This window comes from Bacteroides luhongzhouii, from assembly GCF_009193295.2.
Lineage (GTDB): Bacteria > Bacteroidota > Bacteroidia > Bacteroidales > Bacteroidaceae > Bacteroides > Bacteroides luhongzhouii.
The window spans coordinates 3,807,573-3,834,055 of record NZ_CP059973.1 but is presented as its reverse complement, the minus strand read 5'-3'; the positions used below and the strand labels follow the sequence as shown (position 1 = coordinate 3,834,055).

The following is a 26,483-nucleotide window of genomic DNA, read 5'->3' as shown; positions in this document are numbered from 1 at the left end:
CCTTGATAATCAATCGTTATCAAGGGATTTTTCTTTTAATTTTCTTCACATATACTTATTCAACAAACATAGAGCGACACGGCAGTTCGATTATAAAAGTGGTACCTATCCCCAGTTGGGAATCGACTAATATCCGCCCGTTCATCTTCTCAACAATCAGTTTGCAGATAGATAAGCCCAAACCGGCCCCTTGAGCAAAGGAGTCCAACTTCTCAAACCTTTCGAATATCTTTTTAAGCATATTCTGCGGGATGCCCCGACCGGTATCTTTAACTCCGATTCTGACAAACTGATGGTCTACCTCATAGAAGACTTCCACGTGTCCGGTGGTAGTGTTCTTTAAGGCATTCGAAAGGAAATTACTCAATATTTGTTTGGTACGCAATCTATCCAATTCTGCCAGAGAATCATGTGACGGATAGTGGGTCAAAAGCTCAACGCCGGACGGTACTTGATGAACATACTCCGCTACACTCTCGTCAAGAAGCTCGGTAAGATTGACCCAATCCGGATGTAATTCCAAATAACCGGATTCTATCTTAGAAAGATCAATCACATTATTTATCAGATTCAATAACAGTTTGTTGTTATGACCGATCAGGGAATTATAAAGTTCCTTTTCCGCCGCACTTTCCGTAGTAGCCAACAGACTTGAAAAACCGATAATGGCATTTAAAGGGGTACGGATTTCGTGACTCATATTAGCCAGGAATGCAGACTTTAACCGATCGGACGCTTCAGCTTTATCACGTGCCTTGACAAGCATTTCTTCTGTCCTTTTCAGTTCTGTGATATCATAATTGATGCTGATTATTTCGATAATCTGGTCTTGCGGGGCATATTTCTTTACTAACAGATTGACATACGTCCATGTGCATGTGCCATCCTCTCTAAGGATACGCATCTCTTTGCCAAGTTTGGTAGTAAGTCCCTTTCGTGCGTCATCCAAAAAACGAATCAATAAGGCACGGTCATCGGGATGGAAATGCCGGTATGTACCAAAGATGTCGCACAATGGAGTTTCATCCGCTTCACCCACATTGCTGTACCAGCTTTTTTGAGCATAGCCGTGTCCACTCAAAACATTGAAGTGAGCATAACCGACCTTGGCATAATCGCCGACCAGTTCAAAGAACTCCTCAAACTCCTGAATTTTATTATAGGCTACAGCTGTCTCTGTCTTATCCATATTAATCAACAGATAGTTTATCGGCTGGTGTTCGCTATCATATAATGTAGTCACTTTAGTCACCAAATCAATCGTACCTCCTTTTTTCTTATTCCGATAATACGATCCGACTTTCGAAAAATCATAACGGAAAGTAAAGTCGGCATCTTCATTCTTCTTCAGCCACTCTTTCATCTCTTTCGGAAAAATGGGATTCTCGAAAATATTGATACCCAAGATGTCTTCTTTCTTCTCTACATGAAACATCTCCAATTCTTTATCGTTCAAATCCACCAATGCCCCATCCATATTATATAGTTCGATACCAATAGGCAAATGCTTGAAAATGTTATATAAGAGACGTTCACTATGCCGCAAGGCCTGATAAGCAGATGCCATATTGGGAGCATCCTGTACTTCGGCTATACCATAAACAATTTCATTTCCGTCTTCGTCCGTTTCTTGAGAGCAAATCTTACTGCGTATCCAGACAGCTCCTTTCACCGTATCCAGCAAATATACCACTTCCGGTCTTTGATGCACACTGAAAGAATGAACAGTCGTAGGATGCTGCTCCTCTTTCAGAATACGTTTATTGAAGTCTTCAAAACTGATAACTCCGGTCTGATCCAGACCTAATAACTCAATTATAAAGTCAGAACATTCATAACTTGCAGTTGATAAATTGGCTTTCCACCATCCCATGTTAGCGTTAGCCATCAACTGCGAGAAAAAGGTAAAATCTTGTAGTCTATTCATAACGCTATTTATCATTTTATTATTTTTTCGGGCGCAAAAATACAGATTACCCACAAACTGCATTTACAGAAAGATACTTTTTAGCATATTATAAGAAGATTATTCGTCATTAAACTAAAAAAAATCCGGTTGAAACAATCTCTTTTTGAGAAAGTTTCAACCGGAAATTCTGTGGTTATCGCGTTTCTGTTTTACTTTTTCAAAGACTGATAAACAGCTTTCGCCATCACTTTGGCGCCTTCTTCATTCGGGTGAATCTTATCCGGAAACAGTTCGGACTTTCCGTCCATTGCCGTATGAAGATCGATGACAGACAAGTTATTTTTCTTGGCAACCTTCTTTATCATCGGAATGATTTCTTTAGAAATAATGTCGTCATTGATATTATCTCCGGTCTGATAAGCTTTAGAAGGATAGCAGAGATAAATCTTTGGTTGGGCAGGCAACGCTTTGAAAGCATCTACCATCGTTTGCAGATCTTTCGTGAAGTCTGACTTATACTTCCAATTGAATGATTTACTGTCATTCGTACCCAATTTAATAACAACGATATTGGGATTGAAAGCCAACGCATCCTGATATGCCTTTTCATTCATATAAGGATGATCGCCCTTGTTCAGCAGAGTACGGGCACTGACTCCGAAATTCTTTACCCAATAAGCCTCTCCCAGCATACGGCTCAACACAGCCGGATAACTGTCACGATCACGATTCTTGATGCGTGCTCCATACGTAATACTATTTCCAATGCAAGCCACACGGATAGCATCTTTATGAGGCACTTTGAAACTACGGAGCCAAGACGTCAGTTCGTCCAACATTTCATTCTTATAGAGGAAACCCTCGCGAATTCCCCATCCATGTCCGCCGGAAGGGTAAATATGAAGTACTGAAGGAACATTGTTCTTGTTCAGCGCCAAATAATAATTAACTCCATTAGCAGGTGGAACAACTTTATCATCATCACTATATACGATAAAAGCACGTGGTGTATCTTTCGTCACTTGCTTTTCATTTGAATATTCAAGTTCCAAATCGGCAGAAGCATCTTTTCCCAAAAGGTTGTCGTGAGAGCCCCTATGGGTATATGATTTATCCATCGTAATCACAGGATAGAAAAGAATCTGAAAGTTCGGACGAAGTTCGGGCTTGGCATGAGTGGCAATGGTAGAAGCCAGATGTCCACCGGCAGAAGAGCCCATGATACCAATGTCATTCGGGTTCAAATTCCAGACATCGGCACTGTCACGCACAACTTTCATTGCTGCTTCAGCATCCGAAATGGGTAATGTACGATCACCATTCGGCATCCGGTATTTTAGCACAATCAATGCAATACCTTGCTTATTAAAGTAGGGTGCCCAATCACAGCCTTCGTGTTCGAAGGCCAAATGTGAATATCCACCTCCCGGACATGCGACCACAGCACGCCCCGTTGCCAGTTCCGGCGCAGGAAGGAATACGCGAAGTGAAGGTTGTTCAATATCAAAAGGTTTCGGAGCATTTTGCGCTACCACTCGTGAACCTGCTAAAAAGAGAAGTAACAGGAGAAAAATAGTAGAAAATTTCTGTTTCATAGTATCTATATACTTTGATTAATGAATAATTAGATGTGCGAAGATAGTAATTTTGCGTATCTTTGCACCCCATTTTGATTAGAAAAATTATATGCAAGGAATAAAGAATCTGACACAAGGCCCTATCAACCGTCAACTGTTTAATCTGGCAATGCCGATCATGGCAACGTCGTTTATTCAAATGGCATATAGTCTCACAGATATGGCGTGGGTAGGACGACTGGGAAGTGAAGCCGTAGCTGCCATCGGTTCTGTCGGAATCCTGACCTGGATGTCCGGTTCTATCTCCTTATTAAATAAGGTGGGATCTGAAGTGAGCGTCGGACAATCCATCGGTGCACAAAGCCAGGAAGATGCCCGCAGTTTCGCGTCCCATAACATCACGATTGCTTTGATTATTTCCATCTGTTGGGGCACACTCCTTTTTATATTTGCAGAACCCATCATACGGATCTACGAACTTGAAGAACATATTACGGCCAGTGCCATCCAATATCTGCGGATTGTATCGACCGGATTACCTTTCGTTTTCCTTTCCGCCGCCTTCACCGGAATTTATAATGCGGCAGGACGCAGCAAAGTCCCGTTCTTTATCAGTGGCACAGGATTGATACTGAATATCATTCTGGACCCACTCTTCATTTTCGGTTTCGGACTGGGAACCAACGGTGCGGCATACGCTACCTGGATTGCGGAAGCAAGTGTTTTCCTGATTTTCGTCTATCAGTTGCGTTGCCGGGATGCTCTGCTTGGCGGTTTCCCTTTCTTCACGCGGCTAAAGAAAAAATATACGCGGAGAATCTTTAAACTGGGATTACCCGTGGCTACTTTGAATACACTGTTTGCTTTCGTCAATATGTTCCTTTGCCGCACTGCCTCGGAACAGGGCGGGCACATCGGTCTTATGACTTTCACCACCGGAGGACAAATCGAAGCAATCACCTGGAACACTTCGCAGGGATTCTCCACCGCACTAAGTGCCTTCATCGCCCAAAACTACGCCGCCGGACGAATTGAACGGGTACTTAAAGCTTGGTATACGACTCTATGGATGACGGGAATCTTCGGAACATTCTGTACATTGCTATTCGTGTTCTTCGGGAATGAAGTTTTTGCCATATTCGTCCCCGAACAGGCGGCCTACGAAGCCGGAGGTGTGTTCCTCCGTATCGACGGATATTCCCAGCTCTTCATGATGCTCGAAATCACCATGCAGGGAGTATTCTACGGCATCGGGCGCACCATCCCTCCTGCCATCATCAGCATCAGTTGCAACTATATGCGTATTCCGCTTGCCATCCTGTTTGTACGGATGGGCATGGGAGTGGAAGGAATCTGGTGGGCAGTCTGCGTCACCACGGTTGCCAAAGGGTTAATTCTTTTGAGTTGGTTCATTATTATCAAAAAGAAGCGCTTAAGTATCCCTTCAACGACAAAAGGATAGTTATCATTTCCCTTTATTAACAAACAAAGGGGTTCGTCCGAGTTATTTTAACTTAAAATGTACACGCTTGCCAAATAATATGTATCTTTGCATTGTTATTTATAATGCGAAGCAATTCGTATACAAAACATTTTTTATAAACCAATTAAAAAACATCAACATTATGAACAAGATGAAATTTATGGTTCTCTTCATGAGTATTGCCATGATATTTGGTAGCTGTGGAAGTATGAACAACACTGGTAAAGGTGCTGCTATCGGTGGTGGTTCGGGCGCTGCACTAGGTGCAATCCTGGGAGGTGTTATCGGTAAAGGTAAAGGCGCTGCTATCGGTGCTGCTATTGGTACGGCAGTAGGTGCAGGCACAGGTGCTCTTATCGGTAAGAAGATGGACAAAGCAGCAGCAGAAGCAAAACAAATTGAAGGCGCACAAGTAGAACAGATAACAGACAACAACGGATTGCAAGCCGTGAAAGTAACATTCGACTCGGGTATTCTTTTCACTACCGGCAACGCAAATCTAAGTGCTGCTGCTAAATCTGCTTTAAGCAAGTTTGCCAACAATGTGCTCAACCAGAACCGGGATATGGACGTGTCTATCTACGGATATACCGACAACCAGGGCTGGAAGAACAGTACTGCTGCACAAAGCCAGCAAAAGAATCTGAACTTATCACAAGAACGTGCACAGAGTGTGTCCAGTTACTTGTTGAGTTGCGGTGTTTCCACCAATCAGATCAAGGGTGTACAGGGAATGGGTGAAAGCGATCCCGTTGCAAGCAATGACACTGCTGCCGGTCGCGAACAAAACCGTCGTGTAGAAGTATACATGTACGCAAGTGAGCAAATGATTAGAGATGCACAAGCAGCCACTCATTAAAAAATTACTGCGCTATACGCGCAACCTGCTGATTTTCTTCTTTGCATCAACGCTACTGGCAGTGATTATTTATCGTTTCATGCCGGTTTATGTAACTCCGTTGATGGTTATCCGAAGCGTTCAGCAAGTTTTTTCAGGAGATAAACCCACGTGGAAGCACACGTGGGTTTCTTTTGATAAGATATCTCCCAACCTGCCGATGGCGGTCATAGCCTCCGAAGACAACCGTTTTGCCGAACACAACGGATTCGACCTCGTAGAAATCAAGAAAGCGATGAAAGAGAACGAAACACGCAAACGGAAACGGGGAGCAAGCACCATCAGTCAGCAGACAGCCAAGAATGTGTTCTTATGGCCGCAATCTTCGTGGATACGCAAAGGACTCGAAGTCTACTTTACGTTTCTCATCGAACTATTCTGGTCGAAAGAGCGAATCATGGAAGTCTATCTCAACTCTATAGAAATGGGAAATGGCATCTACGGCGCACAAGCAACCGCAAAAAACAAATTCGGAACAACAGCCGCCAAGCTGACCCGGGGACAATGCGCGCTCATCGCTGCCACCCTACCCAACCCGATACGATTTAACTCGGCAAAACCTTCGTCATACATACTAAAACGACAAAGTCAGATATTACGGCTGATGAATCTGGTTCCTAAATTTCCACCGGAAAAGAAGGCCGTTGAAAAGAAAAAAAGCAAAAAGAAGAAAAGCAAATAACAAGGAGGAATTTACGATCGTAAATAAAGCCAGCCATAAAAAAGAAAGGAGCAATGAGATAGATTCTCATTGCTCCTTCTGCTAATAAGCTTGTTTGTATGCGTTATCCTCATTTATACAAAATCTTTCAATTCCTGTTGTAAACGTTGGCGTGTGAAGAATATGCGGCTCTTCACGGTGCCTAATGGTAATCCTAATTTCTCTGCGATTTCTCGGTATTTAAAACCTGATACGTGCATAGAGAAAGGAATCTTATACTCCCGGGGGAGTGCGTTGACGATGCGGTGCATTTCTTTCAGGTCGTAAGCACCTTCCGTACTTTCAAATCCTGAATCTTGTGGCAGATTTAAGTGATAATAATTATCGGTTTGATCAACAAAAGTTTGATCGCGTACTACTTTGCGGTAGTTATTAATAAAGATGTTACGCATGATAGTGTACATCCATCCTTTGAAATTTGTGTCCGGTACATATTTTTCCTCATTATCTAATGCTTTTAAAGATGTTTCCTGCAATAAATCATTTGCTTCTTCACGGTTGGCCGTTAATTTATAAGCAAAACGAAGCAACTCTTCCTGTACTCCAATTAAATCTTTTCTGAAACTTAAACTTTTCATACTTTAATGGTTTTATGGTTAATATTCGTTTTTTCTCGTCATTTGCAAGTTTAAAGGTATTTTGTGTATCCAGTAGGGGAAAATTCGTCATTTCTTGGGGGTCAATTCTATCAAATGACAGTATTCAGGTGCTTTCTGATAGTTTTTAGGTGGTATTAGCAAAATTTATCCCCTACTGCTTGGTTAAAAGAACCAAATAGATTACTTTTGATTTTATATTATTAAATAAAACAAAAAACTATGACCATACTTATTATTGTAGGGATTATTGTATTGCTAGGAATCATCTTTGCTTCCATGTACAACTCATTAGTGAAATTGAGAAACAATCGTGAAAACGCGTTCGCCGACATCGATGTTCAGTTAAAGCAACGTCATGATCTCATTCCCCAACTGGTAGACACCGTGAAAGGATATGCCGCACACGAAAAGGAAACGCTCGACCGAGTGATTCAGGCACGTAACGGTGCAGTCAGCGCAAAAACAATCGATGATAAGATAGCTGCCGAAAACCAGTTAAGCTCTGCTCTTGCAGGATTGAAAATCACTCTCGAGGCTTATCCCGATTTGAAGGCTAATCAGAATTTCTTGCAATTACAGGAAGAAATTGCCGACGTAGAGAATAAACTGGCTGCTGTGCGCCGCTACTTCAACTCGGCAACCAAAGAATATAATAACGCTGTGCAGACATTCCCGTCGAATATAGTAGCAGGAATGACCGGATTCCAAAGAGAAATCATGTTCGACCTGGGGAAGAACGAACGTGCGAATCTGGATCAGGCACCTAAAATTAGTTTCTAAACTCTTTATTCACACCGTCCACTCAATTACAAAAGTTGAACACGCATGCAATACGTCGGAATCCAAACACAGCAGAGCCGGAATAATCTGCGCTCTGCATTTCTATTATTCCTGTTTCCTTGTCTTGTGGCAGCACTCCTCTATCTATCCTGCTACCTGTTGGTTCTTTTTGGATACGGAAAGAGTATGGAAATAGAAATAATGCCAATGGTCAATCATTTCTTCCTCTCTTCATTGCCATACACCATGGGGATCGTAATCATCTGGTTTCTGATTGCCTACTGGGCCAACACAAACATTATCAATTCTGCCACCGGCTCCAAGCCGCTGGATCGTATAAAGAATAAGCGCGTTTACAACCTGGTGGAAAACCTATGTATGTCTCAAGGCATGAAGATGCCGAAAATCAATATCATCTATGACAGTTCTCTGAATGCATTTGCAAGCGGCATCAACGAGCGCACATACACTGTTACCCTCTCGGAAGGTATCATCAAAAAACTGAATGATGAAGAACTGGAAGCAGTGATTGCGCATGAGCTAAGCCATATCCGCAACCGTGACGTGCGTTTGCTGATTATATCCATCGTCTTTGTCGGTATCTTCTCCATGCTGACAGAAATCACCTTGTATACCATTACTCACATACGTGTACGCAGCAACAGCAAAGGTAGTGGCGGCATTTTTCTTTTCATTCTAGTCGCTTTAGTGATAGCTGCCATCGGTTATCTTTTCTCAAGCCTGATGCGTTTTGCCATTTCACGCAAACGCGAATATATGGCAGACGCAGGGTCGGCAGAAATGACGAAGAATCCGTTGGCACTGGCCAGCGCTCTCCGCAAAATATCGGCAGATCCTGCCATCGAGGCAGTAGAGAGGAAAGACGTGGCGCAATTATTTATACAGAATCCTAAAAAGAAATCGAAAAGTATATTCAGCGGAATCAACGGATTGTTTGCCACTCATCCTCCCATTGAAAAACGAATTGAAATACTGGAACAGTTCTAAAAGCCTGTTCTAACTTTCTTCCTAAGAGTTTCTATTCAAAAGTTGATTATGCCCTTAATTGGTCTAAACTTATAAATAACAGGGATTTCTGTTTAATTTTCATTAAAGGAAACAGAACTATCCCTGTCTTTTTCTTATATTTGGTTGTTATACATATATACATCAACCTAAATACAACTGATATGAGAACGAAGAAACAAATCTTTATGCTGTTACTAGCCTTGCTAGTGGGCATCCCTACCCTTTCGGCTCAAAGTAAAAAAGAAAAGAAAGAACAGAAGAAAGAAGCCGTAAAGAAGCTGATTGAATCTGAAAACTACAAGATAGATGTCAACACCGCCATGCCGATGCGCGGACGCTCCGTCCCTTTGACATCTTCCTACTCACTGGAAATCAGAAACGATTCGGTCATTTCTTATCTGCCTTATTATGGACGGGCTTACAGCATCCCCTATGGCGGAGGCGACGGGCTTAATTTTAAAGCTGTGCTCAAAGAATACAGTATGGAAATGGATAAGAAAGGAAATGCGGTCATCAAGTTTATCGCACGCAATCCCGAAGACAGGTATGAATACAGAGTCAAAGTCTTCCCCAATGGTTCGGCAAGCATCGATGTCAATATGCAAAACCGTCAGTCCATTAGTTTTCAGGGGGAACTGTATATAAAGGAAGAGAAGTAAGAAACAAAAAACAAGTAAGAAGAACGGGCTAAATAATTTTATATTATTAGGCGTGGATTGCACGGATTTCACGGTTGCTAGAATGATGATTACCATACAGCAACCGTGTTATCCGTGCCTAATTTTATAATATAAACTATTAAGATAATATACTTATTAGCTATCCGATAGAAACAAGATGAACACATTCACTCGGGCAGTATCGTTTTTTTATTCTTCCGGCTCTTCACCACCTTTTAATATAGGCAGGCAGATGTGATATTTTACAGCTAAGATGCGAGTCAGAAACACGGCTGATCCGCCAACCAACTGGCAGACGTAGGACTCCATACCTGCGAGATCGCAAATCCAATATGCAATACCGCCTACGACGCAAGCCATTGCGTAAATCTCTTTTCGGAAGATGAGAGGTATTTCATTGATAAATACGTCACGAATCACTCCACCGGCCGCTCCCGTAATGCTACCCATGATAATCGCCACCCAAAAAGGATAACCCAAAGCAATACTCTTGCCTACACCTACCACGGTAAACAGTGCCAGACCGATGGTATCGAAAATGAAGAAAGTATTATTGAGCCGGATGAGCCAGCGTCCGAAACAGATGACCCATAACAAAGCCAGTCCTGTACAAATCAGATAGATAGGGTCAGTCATCCATCCCGGTGTCACGTCGAGCAGTACATCACGGATAGTACCACCGCCGATAGCCGTAGCAAGTCCTACCACATAAGCGCCGAACCAGTCGAAACGTTTCGCCGAAGCTAGCCGGATACCACTAATAGCAAAGGCAAATGTGCCTATAAAATCAAGAATTTGAACGAATGTGGGCATATATTTGTTATTTTGTATGCAAAGTAACGAATAAATTCCGTAAGAAAATGTACTTTTGCTTCACGAATTAAACCGAATAAGATAGAAACAATATGAAAATAACAATTGTTGCGGGGGCACGCCCCAATTTTATGAAGATAGCTCCCATTACACGCGCTATTGAAGCCGCACGGGCGCTGGGTAAAAGTATCTCTTACCGACTGGTTTATACAGGAAGGAAAGACGATACAAGTCTGGACGCTTCTCTCTTTTCGGATCTCGACATGAAAGCTCCCGATGTTTATCTGGGAGTGGAAAGCAGTAATCCAACGACTTTGACAGCCGGAATCATGGTAGCCTTCGAACAGGAACTGACGGAGAATCCGGCACACGTAGTCCTTGTGGTAGACGACCTGACCGCAACCATGAGTTGTGCCATCGTTGCCAAGAAACAAGGTATCAAGGTAGCGCATCTCGTAGCCGGAACCCGCTCTTTCGATATGAAAATGCCGAAAGAAGTCAACCGTATGATTACAGACGGACTATCCGACTATCTGTTCACAGCCGGCATGGTTGCCAACCGCAACCTGAACCAAACGGGAACGGAAAGCGAAAACGTATATTATGTAGGCAACATTCTGATTGATGCCATCCGCTACAACCGGAACCGCTTGCTCAAACCGATATGGTTCTCCGTCCTGGGACTGCAAGAAGGAAATTATCTCCTATTTACTCTCAACCGCCGTGTATTACTTGGCAATAAGGAGAATCTACGTCAGCTGATGAAAACAATCATCGACAAGTCTGCCGGTATGCCTATCGTCGCACCGCTGCACACCTACGTGCGCAACGCCATCAAAGACTTGGACATCGAAGCCCCGAATCTCCATATTATGCCGCCACAGAACTACCTGTTCTTCGGTTATCTGATAAACAAGGCGAAAGGAATCATAACAGATTCGGGAAACGTAGCCGAAGAAGCGACATTCCTGGGTATTCCTTGTATCACGCTCAACACGTATGCCGAACATCCGGAAACGTGGCGCACGGGAACCAACGAACTTGTCGGAGAAGATCCTGCCCTACTTGCCAAAACAATGGATACGTTGATGCACGGTGAGTGGAAACGCGGCGAACTTCCCGAACGTTGGGACGGACGTACCGCAGAGCGTATTGTACAGATACTTACGAGCAAATAACATTTACCCGGCATGTTCCATTCCGTTTCCCGGCATGGAACTGTTAGTTTCACGCCGGGAAACTAATAGTTTCACACCGGGAAACAAAGTGTTTCACACCGAGAAACCAACAGTTTCATGCCGGGAAACAAAAAGTTTCAAGGGTCGAAACAAAAAGTGTCCTACAACGGGATCAAAGGTTTCAAATGTCGGAACCGGGAGAACGAAGTGCCGAAACTGCCTTATCAAAAGGATTAACAGAGGGATGTTCCTTGGATTATCGGACGATATATGCTTGTAAATAACCAAAAACGATGGGTAAAAAAAGTTATATATTCTGTTATCCTTAGAGTTATTTGTTAACTTTGCAGCCCTACTACGAACGTTATGATACAACGATATAACAAAATACTTATACTGTTCTTACTCGTATTGGTAGCTTCCAATGCTTTTGCGCAGCAAATTAAAGGGGTAGTCACTGATTCGGTTACCCACGAGCCATTGATGTATATTTCTGTTTACTACCAGGAAAAGAGAGATATGGGTACCATCACCAATATTGACGGAGAATACAGTCTTGAAGCCCGCAGAAACGGAGGAACACTGGTGTTCTCCGCTGTAGGTTATATCAGTAAAACGGTTCGGGTTGGTTCCAACAATCAGACAGTGAACGTTAAGTTAGCTCCGGACAATGTGCTTCTGAACGAGGTTGTCGTGAAACCTCAAAAGGAGAAATATTCCCGCAAAAACAATCCGGCAGTGGAATTCATGAAGAAGGTAATCGAACACAAAAAGGCACAAGTCCTCGAAGTGAACGAGTACTATCAGTACGACAAGTACGAGAAGATGAAAATGTCTATCAACGACCTCACACCGGAAAAGCTCGAAAAAGGTATCTACAAGAAATATTCATTTTTAAGAGATCAGGTGGAAGTGTCGGAAACAACCAATAAGTTGATTCTCCCTATTTCCGTACAGGAAACGTCGTCGCAAACCATCTACCGCAAAAATCCCGAAAACAAGAAAACGATTATCAAAGGCAAGAACTCAAATGGTATAGAAGAATTCTTCTCTACAGGAGATATGCTCGGCACCGTACTGAAAGACGTATTTGCCGACATCAATATCTACGATGATGATATCCGGTTGCTCCAACAGCGTTTCGTTAGTCCGATCGGTAACAATGCCATCTCATTTTATAAATATTATCTGATGGATACATTGATGGTAAACAAACGCGAATGTGTCCACCTTACTTTTGTTCCGCAAAACTCGCAGGACTTCGGATTCACCGGACATCTGTATGTATTGAACGATTCTACTTATGCCGTTCAGAAATGTACGATGAACCTGCCTAAAAAGACCGGAGTCAACTTTGTCAACCGCATGGACATCACGCAACAGTATGAGCAACTGCCCAACGGCAACTGGGTATTGGCGGATGATGACATGACCGTAGACCTTTCCTGGAATTCCAACAAAACAGCGGGTGGATTGCAGGTGGAACGAACCACGAAATATAGTAATTATAAATTTGATCCTATCGAACAACGACTGTTCCGGTTGAAAGGCAGCGTGATAAAAGAAGCGGATATGCTCTCGAAAAGCGATGAGTATTGGGCGAGTGTCCGTCAAGTACCATTGACAAAGAAAGAAAGTTCGATGGACATATTCGTCAACCGTCTCGAACAGATTCCGGGATTCAAATACATCATCTTCGGAGCGAAAGCGCTGATTGAAAATTTTGTGGAGACAGGAAGCAAAGGACATCCGAGCAAAGTGGACATCGGTCCTATCAACACCATGATTTCGAGCAATTACATTGACGGTACCCGTTTCCGGTTGAGCGGTATGACTACGGCTCATTTCGACAAGCACTGGTTCTTGAGCGGATACGGAGCGTACGGTCTGAAAGACGAACGCTGGAAATATAGCGGAACGGTGACCTATTCGTTCAACAAACGCGATTATGTGGTTTGGGAGTTCCCGAAACATTATCTTTCGGCAACGTACAGTTATGACGTAATGTCTCCGATGGACAAATTCCTGTTTACGGATAAAGATAATATCTTCCTGTCGGTCAAGACAACGACAGTAGACCAAATGTCGTATATGCGCGACGCCACCATCAATTATGAACTCGAAACGCTGACCGGATTCGGAGTGAAAGCCATGTTGCGCCACCGTAACGACGAGCCTACCGGCAAACTGGAATACCTGCGCAATGATGCCGCACAAACCCGTGTGCACGATGTCACAACTTCCGAAGCAAGTCTGACACTACGTTACGCACCGGGCGAATCATTTGTCAATTCCAAGCAACGCCGCGTGCCTGTGTCGCTGGACGCTCCTATCTTTACGCTCACTCATGCTATGGGTTTCAAAGGCGTATTGGGTGGGGATTACAACTTTAACCGTACGGAAGCAAGTGTGTGGAAACGTTTCTGGCTCCCGGCTTCTTGGGGAAAGATTGATTGCAGCGTGAAAGCAGGCGCAGAATGGAACACGGTTCCTTTCCCGTTGTTAATCCTGCCGGAGGCCAACTTGTCCTACATCACCCAGCGCGAAACATTCAACTTGATCAATAACATGGAATTCCTGAACGACCGTTATGCTTCCATGTCATTATCATACGACATGAATGGAAAACTCTTCAACCGTATTCCTCTCATCAAGAACCTGAAATGGAGGGAAATGTTCCGTGTACGTGCTTTGTGGGGGACATTGACGGACAAGAATAATCCGTTCAAGAGCAACAATCCCGATTTGTTCCGTTTCCCGACACGCGACGGTAAGTTCACCAGTTTCGTGATGGACCCGAAAGTGCCGTATGTCGAAGCAAGTGTAGGTATCTACAACATTTTCAAGTTGCTGCACGTCGAATATGTACATCGTTTCACTTATCGTGATAATCCGGGTATCAACAAAAACGGTATCCGCTTCATGGTATTAATGGTATTCTAAAAAATTATGCAACCACTAGCAGAACGGTTACGGCCAAAAACTTTGGATGATTATATCGGTCAGAAACATTTAGTTGGACCGGGGGCTATCTTGCGGAAGATGATTGACGCAGGACGCATCTCTTCGTTTATTCTCTGGGGACCTCCCGGAGTGGGTAAAACAACCCTTGCGCAAATCATTGCCAACAAACTGGAAACTCCTTTCTATACGTTAAGTGCCGTAACTTCCGGTGTGAAGGATGTGCGCGAAGTAATAGAACGTGCCAAAAGCAACCGTTTCTTTTCACAGTCCAGCCCGATTCTGTTTATCGATGAAATCCATCGGTTCAGCAAGTCGCAACAGGATTCTCTGTTGGGAGCGGTAGAGAACGGAACAGTCACGCTGATTGGCGCAACAACGGAGAATCCGTCGTTTGAGGTCATCCGCCCTCTCCTGTCCCGTTGCCAGCTTTATGTGCTCAAATCTTTGGAGAAGGAAGACTTATTGGAACTTCTGCAACGTGCCATCACTACGGATTCCGTATTGAAGGAGCGCAAAATTGAATTGAAAGAAACAACGGCTATGCTGCGCTTCTCCGGTGGAGACGCCCGCAAGCTGCTTAATATATTGGAACTCGTTGTTCAATCGGAAACGGAAGAGACTGTCGTCATCACCGATGAAATGGTGACCGAACGGTTGCAACAGAATCCGCTGGCATACGACAAGGATGGGGAAATGCATTATGACATTATCTCCGCTTTCATCAAATCTATTCGTGGCAGCGATCCCGATGGAGCGATCTACTGGCTTGCCCGTATGGTGGAAGGAGGCGAAGATCCTGCTTTCATTGCCCGCCGACTGGTGATTTCGGCTGCCGAGGACATTGGTTTGGCAAACCCGAACGCACTGCTTCTCGCTAACGCCTGCTTTGATACATTGATGAAAATCGGCTGGCCCGAAGGACGGATCCCTTTAGCTGAAACAACGATTTACCTGGCTACCAGTCCGAAGAGTAATTCGGCATACAGTGCGATCAATGACGCACTGGAGTTAGTCCGTTCAACCGGCAATCTGCCTGTCCCCTTACATCTGCGCAATGCTCCGACTAAACTGATGAAGCAATTGGGCTACGGACAGGAATATAAATATGCACACAGCTATGAAGGTAACTTTGTCAAACAACAATTCCTTCCGGACGAACTGAAAGACAAACGGATATGGCAACCGCAAAACAATCCGGCAGAGCAGAAGCATACCGAACGGATGATACAGTTGTGGGGAGACAAATTTAAAAAATGAGATATTTTAGGCACGGGTTACACTGATGCTTTATGCAAAGCATATCTAAAGAAAACGTGAAATCCGTGTAATCCATGCCTAAAATATCAATATATTGTTAGGGAAACACGTATAACTTATTATTAATATTGAAATTGAAATGAAGATTGTAGTTTTAGACGGCTATGCCGCCAATCCCGGAGATTTATCCTGGGAAGGTATGAAAGTTCTTGGAGAATGTACAATTTATGATCGTACAGCTCCGGAAGAGGTATTAGAACGTGCAGCCGGTGCAGAAGCAATTCTGACTAACAAGGTAATCATCAATGCAGACCACATGGCTGCACTGCCCGAACTGAAATATATCGGTGTATTGGCTACCGGATACAACGTGGTAGACACAGCTGCTGCCAAAGAACGGGGAATCGTCGTTACTAATATCCCTTCATACAGCACCGCTTCCGTTGCTCAAATGGTATTTGCACATATCCTGAACATCACTCAACAAGTGCAACACCACTCTGAAGAAGTGCACAAAGGTCGTTGGACAAACAACAAGGATTTCTGTTTTTGGGATACTCCGTTGATGGAACTTCGGGAAAAGAAAATCGGTCTGGTAGGACTGGGAAACACCGGATATACCACAGCACGTGTTGCTATCGGTTTCGGTATGCAAGTGTACGCATTGACTTCTAAATCTCACTTCCAGTTGCCACCGGAAATCAAGAAGATGGATTTGGATCAATTGTTCAAAGAATGCGATATTATCAGTTTGCACTGCCCGCTTACCCCGGAGACACGCGAAATGGTTAATGCACGCCGTCTTGCTATGATGAAGCCGACAGCCATCTTAATCAATACCGGTCGCGGACCGCTTATCAACGAACAAGATCTTGCAGATGCTTTGAATAGCGGTAAGATTTATGCAGCCGGCGTAGACGTGCTTTCTACCGAACCGCCTTGTGCCGACAATCCATTGCTGACAGCGAAGAACTGCTACATCACTCCGCACATTGCCTGGGCAACCATAGAGGCTCGCGAACGTCTGATGAATATTGCAATCAGTAACCTTCAGGCTTACATTTCTGGCAAACCGGAAAATGTAGTCAATAAATAATTAGCATTAGTGTTATTCATAATGAGGGTGTCATAATGCCCAAATTGAAAGATTTACCTCTGTCACAGTTCAATGTGTGGCAGAGGTATTTTTCTAAAGAAAAGTGTTTTGACACACTGCTGAGTATAATATATAAAAAACTCCCCTTATTTCATCTCTCTACCATGACTTAGAGTGATGTTAAACAAGGGGAGTTTATTTGTTCCGACAAGAATCTCTATTTCAAAATTCTATATGGACAAAGTATGAGTGTATAGTAGTGTATGGACAAAGTTATTAGTATGAGTGTCCTCCTTCATCCATCTCTTTCTCGGTAATCTTATGCCGGTCGATACTACGCCAAGCGTAGAAAATATAAGCAATCACGAACGGAACAAGAATGGAAACATAAGCCATTGTCTTCAGTGTAAATTCACTGGAGCAGCTATTGGCTAATGTCAATGAGCTTTGCAGGTCAGTGTATGACGGATAATAGGCAGTATTGTTATATCCTGCTACCAATAGCAAAGACAAAACAGTCAGTACTGTACCGATTCCTGTAAACCAGATACCTTTATCAAAGGTCTTTTTAAGCAATGTCTTTCCGATACCGAAAAGAACCAGTACCACCCCAATCAGGAATAAAGCCAGCACTATCGGCATTTCGATAAAGTTAGTGAGATACTTGTATGGCTGCATGTAAATCTCCTGTGTTTCCGGATTAACGGCAAAGCCTTCGGACACCAATGTACGAATGACAAATGACAAAAAGAATACAAGGAACAAGACTGTGTTATTGCGTACTGCACGACGACATTTATCGTTCAGCTCTTTATCATCAATATTATTAATGAAATAGAGTGATCCCAATACACGTGCAAGGAAGAAAACAGCCAATCCGAGAATTACATTCCAGATATTCGTCAACGCATCCAATCCGTGCCAGCCATTTCCCCAATGACTGATTACCGGCATAATGGTATCTGTCATGTTAGCCTTATTAATATAAAAATCAGAACCGGTGAAGAAAGTAGCCACCGCCCCGCCAAGTAACACAGGACCTACTACCCCATTAATCACCAAGAAAGTCTGATATGTCTTTCTGCCTAACAGATTTCCTGCCTTACTCTGAAACTCATAACTGACAGCCTGCAATACAAAACTGAAAAGTATAATCATCCAAAGCCAATAAGCACCACCGAAACTGGTACTGTAAAACAACGGGAAAGAAGCAAAGAAAGCCCCTCCAAACGTCACCAATGTAGTAAACGTAAACTCCCACTTACGCCCGGTAGAATTCACCATCATCTTACGATGCTCTTCGGTTTTACCCAGACAGAACAATAATGAATTACCTCCCTGCACAAACAATAAGAACACGAGTATGGCTCCCAGCAAGGAAACGACAAGCCACCAATATTGTTGCAAAAATATATACATAAGTTTCAAGTATTAAGTAATAAGTATTAAGTATTATGCGTCCGGTCCTTTCTTGATAGCTTTCACCATAATTCCGACACCTGCAATCAGCATCACTGTAAACAGGAACAGGAAGATAAAGAACGTGGTTTGCACGGAGCTTACATCCAGTTTGGAGATAGCAGCCATCGTAGGCAACATATCGCGGATAGCCCACGGCTGACGACCACATTCGGCCACCACCCATCCGGCTTGACCGGCGATATAACCCAAAGGAATTGTCAGTAGAGCAATCCAGTGCATCCAGCGCATCTTACTCAAATCCCTTTTATAGATAAAGAAAAGAACGACCATAAAGAACAGGATGAAATATCCACCCAAGATTACCATTATACGGAATGCATAGAAGTTGAGAGGAACATTCGGAACCAGTTGGTTCACATCTTTGATATATCCGTAGCCGAAATAGGGAATATTTTCCTGCAATACATTATATGCAATCTTCGCATCCTCCTCGTGTCCTGCACTTTTTGCAGCACGATAGGCAGCCAACGCGCCGATAGCCGTTTTACCACGTTCTATCTTCTCTGCAGCAGAGAGAGCCTTCGAACCGTCTTTCAACTGATAACCGCCTTCGATGATATTCGTAATGCCCGGAACGTAGCCGTCCACATTACGCTCGGCAAGGAAAGAAAGCATACTCGGGATTTCAAAACGGAAGAGGAAAGGATCTTTCCCATCGTTGTAAGTCTTCTTTTCAGGGTTCAATACCCCTATTCCGACCAAACCGACATTGGTGCCACCTTCATACAGACCTTCCACAGCAGCCAGTTTCATCGGTTGTGTCTGGGCAATCTGATAACCGGAACCATCACCCGTCCAAACAGAAAGCAAGGATGCCACCAATCCGAAGATCGCACCAATCTTAATGCTGGCCAGCGCAAACTCACGATTGCGTTTCTTCAGCAAGTACCAACAACTGATACCGACTACAAAAATAGCACCCAACACCCAGCCGGACAATACCGTATGGAAGAACTTATTGACTGCTACAGGTGAAGTAGCCACCGCCCAAAAATCGACCATCTCATTACGGACAGTGTCAGGATTGAATTCCATGCCTACCGGATGCTGCATCCATGCGTTGGCAACGAGAATCCACCAGGCGGAAATCGTAGCTCCCAATCCTGTCAGCCAGGTGGAAGCCAAGTGGAAACGTTTACTTACCTTCTCCCATCCGAAGAACATGACCGCGATAAACGTAGCTTCCATGAAGAATGCCAAAATACCTTCAATAGCCAACGGAGCACCGAAGATATCGCCTACAAACCACGAATAATTGCTCCAGTTCGTACCGAACTCAAACTCCAGAATCAACCCCGTTGCCACACCGATGGCAAAGTTTATACCGAAAAGTTTCATCCAAAACTGGGCAGTCTTTTTCCAAAATTCATTGCCTGTTTTATAATACAACGTCTCCATGATTCCCATCACCACTGCCAGTCCGAGTGTGAGGGGAACAAAAATCCAGTGGTACATGGCTGTCATCGCAAATTGGGCTCTCGACCAATCGATCAGCGAGGTGTCAATACTTTCAATCATAATCCTATGTAGTTTAAGAGTTAAAAATCAGTAGATTTATCAGGGATGGCACGTTCTATCAGTTCATTTCCCACGTATGTACCTTTATCGGCATCGGTGGGGTGATCACCGAGGAAATTAGGGAAAAAGAACATTTTGAGGATGAAGAACATGACGAACAATTTCAGCAATATAATAACCCATAGGGTGCGCCCTAAGGTCATACTACGGAAGCCCTCCAAATAGAAGTTCCAGATCGTAAGCAGTGTATTCTTCATATGTTTACGTTATAATTTGTAATGAGTACAAATATACATTTTTTATAATTAAAACAAACAAGTAGTCAAAAAAGTTGCAAGATTTGTCGTGTTTTTCTTCAAAAAACTACCTATCGACAGAAAAAAATCATTTAACGGCGAAATAACGTCATCCGTCTATCGTTTTTGCGGCATATATAATATGTACGTACCTTCGCTAACAGTAAATCAATAGAAGTATGAATATGATAAATGTAAGAAGATTGACAGTGATGACATTTCTTGGAGCAGGTATGCTATCCGGCATATCTGCCCAGGTTTCTCCGCTGCAAGTCGATACGCTGAAAGAAACGAAGATTCCGGCTCAATGGGATTTGCAGTCATGCATCGACTACGCAAAGGAGCAGAACATCACGATTCGGAAAAACCGGATAACTGCGGCCAGCACGCAGATTGATGTGAAGACAGCTAAAGCTGCCTTGTTCCCCAGTCTTTCGTTTTCTAGCAGCCAACAGGTGGTGAATCGTCCGTACCAAGAGACGAGTAGCCGGGTGAGCGGTAGCGAAATTATCAGTAGCAACAGCAAAACGAGCTACAACGGTAATTATGGATTGAATGCTTCATGGACTCTATATAATGGTAATAAACGGCTGAAGACCATCCAACAGGAAAAGTTGAACAATCAGATGGCCGAGCTGGATGTGGCGACTTCCGAAAATAATATTCAGGAATCCATCGCCCAAGTGTATATCCAGATTCTTTATGCAGCCGAATCTGTCAGAGTAAACGAAAACACCCTGCAAGTTTCCATTGCGCAGCGCGACCGCGGACAGGAACTTCTGAATGCCGGAAGTATTGCCAAAAGTGACCTCGCACAACTGGAAGCACAGGTGAGTACGGACCGATACCAACTTGTCACCGCGCAAGCCACTCTTGAAGATTACAAATTGCAACTGAAACAACTGCTCGAACTGGATGGGGAGAATGAAATGAACATCTACCTCCCTGCCCTGTCCGACGAAAATGTGCTGGCTCCGCTGCCTACTAAAAGAGATGTGTACATCAGCGCATTAAGCCTTCGTCCGGAGATTGAAGCGAGCAAACTGAATGTAGAGGCTTCCGAACTGGGTATTGATATTGCCAAATCGAGCTATTTCCCTACCATCAGTCTTAGCGCAGGAATCGGGACTAACCATACCAGCGGTAGCGACTTCACCTTCGGAGAACAAGTGAAGAACGGATGGAACAACTCTATCGGACTGTCTGTCAGTGTGCCTATCTTCAATAACCGTCAAACGAAAAGTGCCGTACAAAAAGCTAAATTGCAGTACGAAACAAGTATGCTTTCCTTGCTGGACGAACAAAAGGCACTGTACAAAACCATTGAAAGCCTTTGGCTGGATGCCAACAGCGCACAACAGCGTTATGCAGCCGCAAACGAAAAGCTGAAAAGTACACAAATCAGCTATGAATTGATTAGCGAACAGTTTAATCTGGGAATGAAGAATACCGTAGAACTCCTTACTGAAAAGAACAACTTGCTGCAAGCACAGCAGGAACAGCTTCAGGCTAAATATATGGCCATACTGAATACACAGTTGCTGAAATTCTATCAGGGAGATCAATTAGTTCTATAAAGAATATAAAAACAGCATTATAAATTTAGTAAAAGCATAATAAACGAATGAAAACGAAAAAGATTATTCTAATCGCCGTAGCAGTCGTTGTGGCTGTAGGAGCAGGAATATGGCTCTTTACCGGTTCACCCGCCAAACATAAGGTGACGTATGTCACCGCTACTGTCAGTAAAGGTGATATTTCAAATTCGGTGACTGCTACCGGAACGATCGAACCGGTGACGGAAGTAGAAGTCGGTACGCAGGTTTCCGGTATCATCGACAAGATTCACGTAGATTACAATTCGGTAGTAACCAAAGGGCAACTTATTGCTGAAATGGACCGCATCACGCTGCAAAGCGAATTGGCATTACAGCAAGCTACTTATGACGGTGCAAAAGCCGAATACGAATATCAAGAGAAGAACTACCAACGCAGCAAAGGACTACACGAGAAATCGCTCATCAGCGATACGGATTACGAACAGGCCCTCTATAACTATCAGAAAGCAAAAAGCAACTATGACAGCAGCAAAGCTTCTTTAGCGAAAGCAGAACGCAACCTGTCCTATGCAACAATAACTTCACCCATCGATGGTGTAGTAATCAGCCGTGACGTGGAAGAAGGTCAGACCGTCGCTTCCGGATTCGAAACCCCAACTCTTTTCACCATCGCTGCCGACTTGACAAAGATGCAAGTGATAGCTGATGTAGACGAAGCTGATATAGGTGGTATTGAAGAAGGACAGCGTGCCAGTTTTACGGTAGATGCTTATCCGAATGACATATTTGAAGGAGTGGTTACACAGATTCGTCTGGGAGATGCAAGTAGCACCAGCAGTACGAGTTCCAGCACCAGCACGGTAGTCACATACGAAGTAGTAATCTCTGCACACAATCCGGACTTGAAACTAAAACCACGTCTGACCGCCAACATAACCATTTATATTCTTGATAAAAAAGGTGTACTATCCGTTCCAAACAAAGCCCTGCGTTTCAATCCGGAAGAACCGTTAATCGGCAAGAATGACATCGTGAAAGACTGCGAAGGCGAACATAAAGTATGGACACGTGAAGGAACCACATTCACGGCTCATCCGGTAAAAATCGGAATCAGCAACGGTATATCCACAGAGATTGTCAGCGGTATTCCCGAAGGGACAAAGGTAGTGACCGAAGCTACTATAGGCGCAATGCCCGGCGAAAACGTAGCGGCTGAAGGAAATCAGGAAGGTGGCGGAGAAAGAAGTCCGTTTATGCCCAGCCGTCCGGGTGAAAAGAAGAAAAAATAATTATTCAATGTGCCAATCCGTTATTGGCATATTAGCACATTATTGATGATGAAAAAAGTAATTGAAATACAGAATATCAAACGTAACTTTCAGGTAGGCGACGAGACCGTTCACGCATTGCGGGGCGTTTCGTTCAACATCAATGAAGGGGAGTTTGTCACCATCATGGGGACTTCCGGTTCGGGAAAATCCACGCTGCTTAATATATTAGGCTGTCTGGACACCCCGACCAGCGGAGAGTATCTGCTCGACGATATCCCTGTACGTACGATGAGCAAGCCTCAACGTGCGGTACTAAGAAACCGGAAGATTGGGTTCGTGTTCCAAAGTTACAACCTGTTGCCTAAAACAACGGCTGTTGAAAATGTAGAACTACCGCTGATGTATAACTCTGCCGTCAGTGCTTCCGAACGTCGTCGTCGCGCTATCGAATCTTTACAGGCCGTAGGATTGGGGGATCGTTTGGAACACAAATCCAACCAGATGTCCGGCGGACAGATGCAACGGGTGGCTATTGCACGTGCATTGGTCAACAACCCCGCAGTGATTCTTGCCGACGAAGCGACCGGAAACCTCGATAGCCGTACCTCTTTTGAGATACTCGTACTGTTTCAGAAACTTCATGCAGAGGGACGTACGATTATCTTTGTGACACATAATCCCGAACTTTCGCAATATAGCAGCCGGAATATCCGTCTGCGTGACGGCCAGGTTATCGAGGATACTGCCAATCCGAAAATTCTGTCTGCCGCCGAAGCGCTCGCTGCATTGCCGAAAAACAACGAGGATTAATTAATGTGATAAGGAGTAATGAAGTTATAAGAAGCAATTCATGTGATAAGAAACAATGAAGTTATAAGATGATATGCTTAGAGCATCACGCCAACATTTTACAGTCTCATAACTTTATAACCTTATAATAGCCTTATACCTTCAGAACCCTATTAATAACTCCATAACTTTATAAACATGAATGGAACTAATTTATTTAAGATAGCTCTCCGGGCATTGGCGAACAATAAGTTGCGTGCTTTTCTAACCATGCTCGGTATCATTATCGGTGTTGCTTCCGTCATCACGATGCTGGCTATCGGACAAGGTTCGAAGAAAAGCATCCAGCAGCAGATTTCCGAGATGGGATCGAACATGATTATGATTCATCCGGGAGCCGATATGCGTGGAGGTGTCCGGCAGGACCCGTCTGCGATGCAGACCTTGAAGCTGGCCGACTACGAGGCCTTACGCGACGAGACAAGTTTTCTGTCTGCCATCAGTCCCAATGTTTCGTCATCGGGACAGCTCATTGCCGGTAACAACAACTATCCGGCTTCGGTGAACGGTGTCGGAACAGAATATCTCGATATTCGCCAGCTGACTGTTGAGAACGGAGAGATGTTTACAGAAGCCGACATACAGAGTTCGGCCAAAGTGTGCGTGATTGGAAAGACCATAGTAGACAATCTTTTTCCGGACGGAAGTGATCCGGTTGGTAAGATTATCCGTTTCAGCAAGATACCCTTCCGTGTGGTAGGAGTGCTCAAAGCAAAAGGGTACAACTCCATGGGACAAGACCAGGATGCCGTAGTGCTTGCGCCATACACCACCGTGATGAAACGTCTGCTTGCCGTTACGTATTTACAAGGAGTGTTTGCCTCTGCCCTCACCGAGGATATGACGGACTATGCAACTGACGAAATCAGTACAATCCTCCGCCGCAACCATAAACTGAAGGCTTCGGATAACGATGACTTCACCATCCGTACCCAACAGGAATTGAGTACGATGCTCAACTCAACCACCGATTTGATGACCACGCTGCTTGCTTGCATCGCAGGTATTTCGCTGGTAGTAGGTGGCATCGGAATTATGAACATCATGTATGTATCCGTTACGGAGCGCACCCGTGAAATCGGTCTGCGTATGTCTGTCGGTGCACGCGGGGTCGACATTCTAAGTCAATTCCTCATCGAAGCCATCATGATTAGCATCACGGGAGGTATCATCGGAGTGCTTATCGGCTGCGGAGCCAGCTGGATTGTCAAAAGCGTAGCGCATTGGCCTATCTATATCCAGCCGTGGAGTGTATTCCTCTCCTTCGCAGTATGTACCGTTACAGGAGTCTTCTTCGGATGGTATCCGGCTAAGAAAGCAGCAGATTTAGATCCGATAGAAGCCATCAGATACGAATAATATGGATAATTACCAATAAAAGAATTATCTTTGTCTTTATGAAACAAACCTTTACATCCGCACGTCGTCCCCTGGAAGTACTGATACACATTATCAGCTGGGGGATTATGTTCGGTTTCCCGTTCTTCTTCGTCGAACGTGGGAACGGGAACATTAACTGGATGGCTTATATGCGCCATCTTGCCGTACCACTCTCTTTCATGATTGTGTTCTACGTGAATTATTTCATTCTCGTGCCCCGTTATCTTTTCCAGGGTCAGGCCAAAAGATATGTGGTCTACAACATTATCTTTTTATGCGCCATCGGCGTGTTGCTTCATCTTTGGCAAAGCCTGACGTTCGATCCGTCATTCGTCCCCAAACGCAAAAGGCCGGGGATGCCTCCGGGATGGTTGTTTTTCCTTAGGGATATGTTGAGCCTCGTATTCACTATCGGACTAAGTGCCGCTATCCGTATGAGTGCCCGATGGACACAGAATGAAGCTGCCCGCAAAGAGGCGGAACGGAACCGTGCGGAAGCGGAACTGAAGCACCTGCGGAACCAACTGAATCCTCACTTTCTACTGAATACGCTGAATAATATCTATGCACTGATTGCATTTGATTCGGACAAAGCGCAACAAGCCGTTCAGGAGTTGAGCAAACTGCTTCGTTATGTGTTATATGATAACCAGCAGACATACGTTCCTCTCTGTAAGGAGGTCGATTTTATCCGCAATTACATCGAACTGATGCGCATCCGTCTGTCCGCCAACGTGCAGATGATTACTAAATTCGATATTCAGCCCGACAGTCAGACGCTTATCGCCCCGCTTATCTTTATCTCTTTGATAGAGAACGCTTTCAAGCATGGAATCTCTCCTACTGAATCGAGTTTCATCAGTATTCATCTTTCGGAGAATGCCAACGAAGTGATGTGTGAAATCCGCAATAGCAATCATCCTAAGACAGTGGAGGATAAGAGTGGTTCGGGCGTGGGACTGGAACAGGTCAGCCGCCGGTTGGAGATTCTTTATCCCGGAGCTTATACGTGGTCGAAAGGTGTCTCAAAAGATGAAAAGGTATACGAATCGAGATTGAGTATCAAGATTAGAGAGTAGAAAGAAAAACGTTCAGTATAAAACGTTAAATACAAATGTTTAGTATAAAGCGTCAAGTACAATAT

Annotated in this window: 22 protein-coding genes; 15 read left to right on the top strand and 7 right to left on the bottom strand. The window is 44.0% G+C overall.

The window, feature by feature from the left end; translation table 11 throughout:
* Positions 1-55: 55 nt before the first annotated feature.
* Both GD631_RS14185 and GD631_RS14180 read right to left on the bottom strand, forming a co-directional pair.
* The gene (locus GD631_RS14185; protein WP_143257555.1) at positions 56-1,927 is read right to left on the bottom strand and encodes a sensor histidine kinase; all 1,872 of its coding nucleotides are present in this window, start codon (positions 1,925-1,927) and stop codon (positions 56-58) included.
* 191 nt (positions 1,928-2,118) lie between these two features.
* Positions 2,119-3,504 carry a GDSL-type esterase/lipase family protein gene (locus GD631_RS14180; RefSeq protein ID WP_143257554.1) on the bottom strand — a complete coding sequence of 462 codons (1,386 nt, stop codon included), beginning with the start codon at positions 3,502-3,504 and terminating at the stop codon, positions 2,119-2,121.
* A gap of 91 nt (positions 3,505-3,595) precedes the next feature.
* Here GD631_RS14180 and GD631_RS14175 point away from each other — a divergent pair, with 91 nt between their 5' ends.
* The 3 genes from GD631_RS14175 to mtgA all read left to right on the top strand — a co-directional run bounded on the left by GD631_RS14175 (position 3,596) and on the right by mtgA (position 6,549).
* Complete coding sequence (locus tag GD631_RS14175; protein WP_143257553.1) at positions 3,596-4,948, top strand: MATE family efflux transporter; 1,353 nt, start codon at positions 3,596-3,598, stop codon at positions 4,946-4,948.
* A gap of 163 nt (positions 4,949-5,111) precedes the next feature.
* The gene (locus GD631_RS14170; protein WP_185911474.1) at positions 5,112-5,828 is read left to right on the top strand and encodes a YiaD family glycine zipper/OmpA-like lipoprotein; all 717 of its coding nucleotides are present in this window, start codon (positions 5,112-5,114) and stop codon (positions 5,826-5,828) included.
* The gene (gene mtgA / locus GD631_RS14165) at positions 5,806-6,549 is read left to right on the top strand and encodes a monofunctional biosynthetic peptidoglycan transglycosylase (protein WP_143257552.1); all 744 of its coding nucleotides are present in this window, start codon (positions 5,806-5,808) and stop codon (positions 6,547-6,549) included. Before GD631_RS14170 ends, mtgA begins: the two co-directional genes overlap by 23 nt.
* Before the next feature lie 113 nt (positions 6,550-6,662).
* On the opposite strand, the gene GD631_RS14160 is transcribed toward mtgA, so the two are convergent.
* Positions 6,663-7,166, bottom strand: a complete 504-nt coding sequence (locus GD631_RS14160; RefSeq protein ID WP_143257551.1) for an RNA polymerase sigma factor — start codon at positions 7,164-7,166, stop codon at positions 6,663-6,665.
* Between the two features lie 240 nt (positions 7,167-7,406).
* Here GD631_RS14160 and GD631_RS14155 point away from each other — a divergent pair, with 240 nt between their 5' ends.
* The 3 genes from GD631_RS14155 to GD631_RS14145 all read left to right on the top strand — a co-directional run bounded on the left by GD631_RS14155 (position 7,407) and on the right by GD631_RS14145 (position 9,655).
* Entirely contained in the window at positions 7,407-7,967 is a 561-nt protein-coding gene (locus GD631_RS14155; protein ID WP_143257550.1) for a LemA family protein, read from the top strand.
* A 45-nt stretch (positions 7,968-8,012) separates the two neighbouring features.
* Entirely contained in the window at positions 8,013-8,975 is a 963-nt protein-coding gene (locus tag GD631_RS14150; protein WP_143257549.1) for a M48 family metallopeptidase, read from the top strand.
* Between the two features lie 182 nt (positions 8,976-9,157).
* Positions 9,158-9,655 (top strand): DUF4251 domain-containing protein, encoded by a 498-nt coding sequence (locus GD631_RS14145; protein WP_143257548.1) that lies wholly within the window; start codon positions 9,158-9,160, stop codon positions 9,653-9,655.
* 210 nt (positions 9,656-9,865) lie between these two features.
* On the opposite strand, the gene GD631_RS14140 is transcribed toward GD631_RS14145, so the two are convergent.
* Positions 9,866-10,489, bottom strand: a complete 624-nt coding sequence (locus GD631_RS14140) for a trimeric intracellular cation channel family protein (protein ID WP_128858696.1) — start codon at positions 10,487-10,489, stop codon at positions 9,866-9,868.
* 92 nt (positions 10,490-10,581) lie between these two features.
* On the opposite strand from GD631_RS14140, the gene wecB reads away from it, so the two are divergent.
* The 4 genes from wecB (at position 10,582) to GD631_RS14120 (ending at position 16,984) form a co-directional block, all read left to right on the top strand.
* Positions 10,582-11,667 carry a non-hydrolyzing UDP-N-acetylglucosamine 2-epimerase gene (gene wecB, locus GD631_RS14135; protein WP_143257547.1) on the top strand — a complete coding sequence of 362 codons (1,086 nt, stop codon included), beginning with the start codon at positions 10,582-10,584 and terminating at the stop codon, positions 11,665-11,667.
* A 366-nt stretch (positions 11,668-12,033) separates the two neighbouring features.
* On the top strand, positions 12,034-14,610 hold the full coding sequence (locus tag GD631_RS14130) for a DUF5686 and carboxypeptidase-like regulatory domain-containing protein (RefSeq protein ID WP_143257546.1): 2,577 nt from the start codon (positions 12,034-12,036) through the stop codon (positions 14,608-14,610).
* A gap of 6 nt (positions 14,611-14,616) precedes the next feature.
* On the top strand, positions 14,617-15,888 hold the full coding sequence (locus GD631_RS14125) for a replication-associated recombination protein A (protein WP_143257545.1): 1,272 nt from the start codon (positions 14,617-14,619) through the stop codon (positions 15,886-15,888).
* A gap of 139 nt (positions 15,889-16,027) precedes the next feature.
* Entirely contained in the window at positions 16,028-16,984 is a 957-nt protein-coding gene (locus tag GD631_RS14120; protein WP_143257544.1) for a D-2-hydroxyacid dehydrogenase, read from the top strand.
* Between the two features lie 276 nt (positions 16,985-17,260).
* Here the strand turns inward: GD631_RS14120 and cydB are convergent, their stop codons facing one another.
* The 3 genes from cydB to GD631_RS14105 are packed head-to-tail and all read right to left on the bottom strand — an operon-like array spanning position 17,261 to position 20,241.
* Positions 17,261-18,403 (bottom strand): cytochrome d ubiquinol oxidase subunit II, encoded by a 1,143-nt coding sequence (gene cydB / locus GD631_RS14115; protein WP_143257543.1) that lies wholly within the window; start codon positions 18,401-18,403, stop codon positions 17,261-17,263.
* A 33-nt stretch (positions 18,404-18,436) separates the two neighbouring features.
* Positions 18,437-19,984: a cytochrome ubiquinol oxidase subunit I gene (locus GD631_RS14110; RefSeq protein ID WP_143257542.1), complete on the bottom strand. Its 1,548-nt coding sequence runs from the start codon at positions 19,982-19,984 to the stop codon at positions 18,437-18,439.
* Positions 19,985-20,004: 20 nt separating this feature from the next.
* On the bottom strand, positions 20,005-20,241 hold the full coding sequence (locus tag GD631_RS14105) for a DUF4492 domain-containing protein (RefSeq protein WP_143257541.1): 237 nt from the start codon (positions 20,239-20,241) through the stop codon (positions 20,005-20,007).
* 218 nt (positions 20,242-20,459) lie between these two features.
* On the opposite strand from GD631_RS14105, the gene GD631_RS14100 reads away from it, so the two are divergent.
* The 5 genes from GD631_RS14100 to GD631_RS14080 all read left to right on the top strand — a co-directional run bounded on the left by GD631_RS14100 (position 20,460) and on the right by GD631_RS14080 (position 26,418).
* Positions 20,460-21,857, top strand: coding sequence for a TolC family protein (locus GD631_RS14100; RefSeq protein WP_185911473.1), 1,398 nt, complete (start codon positions 20,460-20,462; stop codon positions 21,855-21,857).
* 47 nt (positions 21,858-21,904) lie between these two features.
* Complete coding sequence (locus GD631_RS14095) at positions 21,905-23,128, top strand: efflux RND transporter periplasmic adaptor subunit (RefSeq protein ID WP_143257540.1); 1,224 nt, start codon at positions 21,905-21,907, stop codon at positions 23,126-23,128.
* A 48-nt stretch (positions 23,129-23,176) separates the two neighbouring features.
* A complete protein-coding gene (locus tag GD631_RS14090; protein WP_143257636.1) occupies positions 23,177-23,920 on the top strand; it encodes an ABC transporter ATP-binding protein in 744 nt (247 codons plus the stop codon).
* A 177-nt stretch (positions 23,921-24,097) separates the two neighbouring features.
* The gene (locus GD631_RS14085; protein ID WP_143257539.1) at positions 24,098-25,318 is read left to right on the top strand and encodes an ABC transporter permease; all 1,221 of its coding nucleotides are present in this window, start codon (positions 24,098-24,100) and stop codon (positions 25,316-25,318) included.
* A 38-nt stretch (positions 25,319-25,356) separates the two neighbouring features.
* A complete protein-coding gene (locus GD631_RS14080) occupies positions 25,357-26,418 on the top strand; it encodes a sensor histidine kinase (protein ID WP_143257538.1) in 1,062 nt (353 codons plus the stop codon).
* Positions 26,419-26,483 lie beyond the last annotated feature (65 nt).

What these genes read in the sequence shown, in the direction of transcription:
- GD631_RS14105 (WP_143257541.1), bottom strand. Translation starts at nt 20,241, where the DNA reads ATGAAGAATACACTGCTTACGATCTGGAACTTCTATTTGGAGGGCTTC.
- GD631_RS14140 (WP_128858696.1), bottom strand. Translation starts at nt 10,489, where the DNA reads ATGCCCACATTCGTTCAAATTCTTGATTTTATAGGCACATTTGCCTTT.
- GD631_RS14130 (WP_143257546.1), top strand. Translation starts at nt 12,034, where the DNA reads ATGATACAACGATATAACAAAATACTTATACTGTTCTTACTCGTATTG.
- GD631_RS14090 (WP_143257636.1), top strand. Translation starts at nt 23,177, where the DNA reads ATGAAAAAAGTAATTGAAATACAGAATATCAAACGTAACTTTCAGGTA.
- GD631_RS14160 (WP_143257551.1), bottom strand. Translation starts at nt 7,166, where the DNA reads ATGAAAAGTTTAAGTTTCAGAAAAGATTTAATTGGAGTACAGGAAGAG.
- GD631_RS14185 (WP_143257555.1), bottom strand. Translation starts at nt 1,927, where the DNA reads ATGAATAGACTACAAGATTTTACCTTTTTCTCGCAGTTGATGGCTAAC.
- GD631_RS14095 (WP_143257540.1), top strand. Translation starts at nt 21,905, where the DNA reads ATGAAAACGAAAAAGATTATTCTAATCGCCGTAGCAGTCGTTGTGGCT.
- GD631_RS14170 (WP_185911474.1), top strand. Translation starts at nt 5,112, where the DNA reads ATGAACAAGATGAAATTTATGGTTCTCTTCATGAGTATTGCCATGATA.
- GD631_RS14100 (WP_185911473.1), top strand. Translation starts at nt 20,460, where the DNA reads ATGAATATGATAAATGTAAGAAGATTGACAGTGATGACATTTCTTGGA.
- GD631_RS14080 (WP_143257538.1), top strand. Translation starts at nt 25,357, where the DNA reads ATGAAACAAACCTTTACATCCGCACGTCGTCCCCTGGAAGTACTGATA.
- GD631_RS14145 (WP_143257548.1), top strand. Translation starts at nt 9,158, where the DNA reads ATGAGAACGAAGAAACAAATCTTTATGCTGTTACTAGCCTTGCTAGTG.
- GD631_RS14155 (WP_143257550.1), top strand. Translation starts at nt 7,407, where the DNA reads ATGACCATACTTATTATTGTAGGGATTATTGTATTGCTAGGAATCATC.
- mtgA (WP_143257552.1), top strand. Translation starts at nt 5,806, where the DNA reads ATGCACAAGCAGCCACTCATTAAAAAATTACTGCGCTATACGCGCAAC.
- GD631_RS14125 (WP_143257545.1), top strand. Translation starts at nt 14,617, where the DNA reads ATGCAACCACTAGCAGAACGGTTACGGCCAAAAACTTTGGATGATTAT.
- GD631_RS14150 (WP_143257549.1), top strand. Translation starts at nt 8,013, where the DNA reads ATGCAATACGTCGGAATCCAAACACAGCAGAGCCGGAATAATCTGCGC.
- GD631_RS14120 (WP_143257544.1), top strand. Translation starts at nt 16,028, where the DNA reads ATGAAGATTGTAGTTTTAGACGGCTATGCCGCCAATCCCGGAGATTTA.
- cydB (WP_143257543.1), bottom strand. Translation starts at nt 18,403, where the DNA reads ATGTATATATTTTTGCAACAATATTGGTGGCTTGTCGTTTCCTTGCTG.
- GD631_RS14110 (WP_143257542.1), bottom strand. Translation starts at nt 19,984, where the DNA reads ATGATTGAAAGTATTGACACCTCGCTGATCGATTGGTCGAGAGCCCAA.
- GD631_RS14180 (WP_143257554.1), bottom strand. Translation starts at nt 3,504, where the DNA reads ATGAAACAGAAATTTTCTACTATTTTTCTCCTGTTACTTCTCTTTTTA.
- GD631_RS14175 (WP_143257553.1), top strand. Translation starts at nt 3,596, where the DNA reads ATGCAAGGAATAAAGAATCTGACACAAGGCCCTATCAACCGTCAACTG.
- GD631_RS14085 (WP_143257539.1), top strand. Translation starts at nt 24,098, where the DNA reads ATGAATGGAACTAATTTATTTAAGATAGCTCTCCGGGCATTGGCGAAC.
- wecB (WP_143257547.1), top strand. Translation starts at nt 10,582, where the DNA reads ATGAAAATAACAATTGTTGCGGGGGCACGCCCCAATTTTATGAAGATA.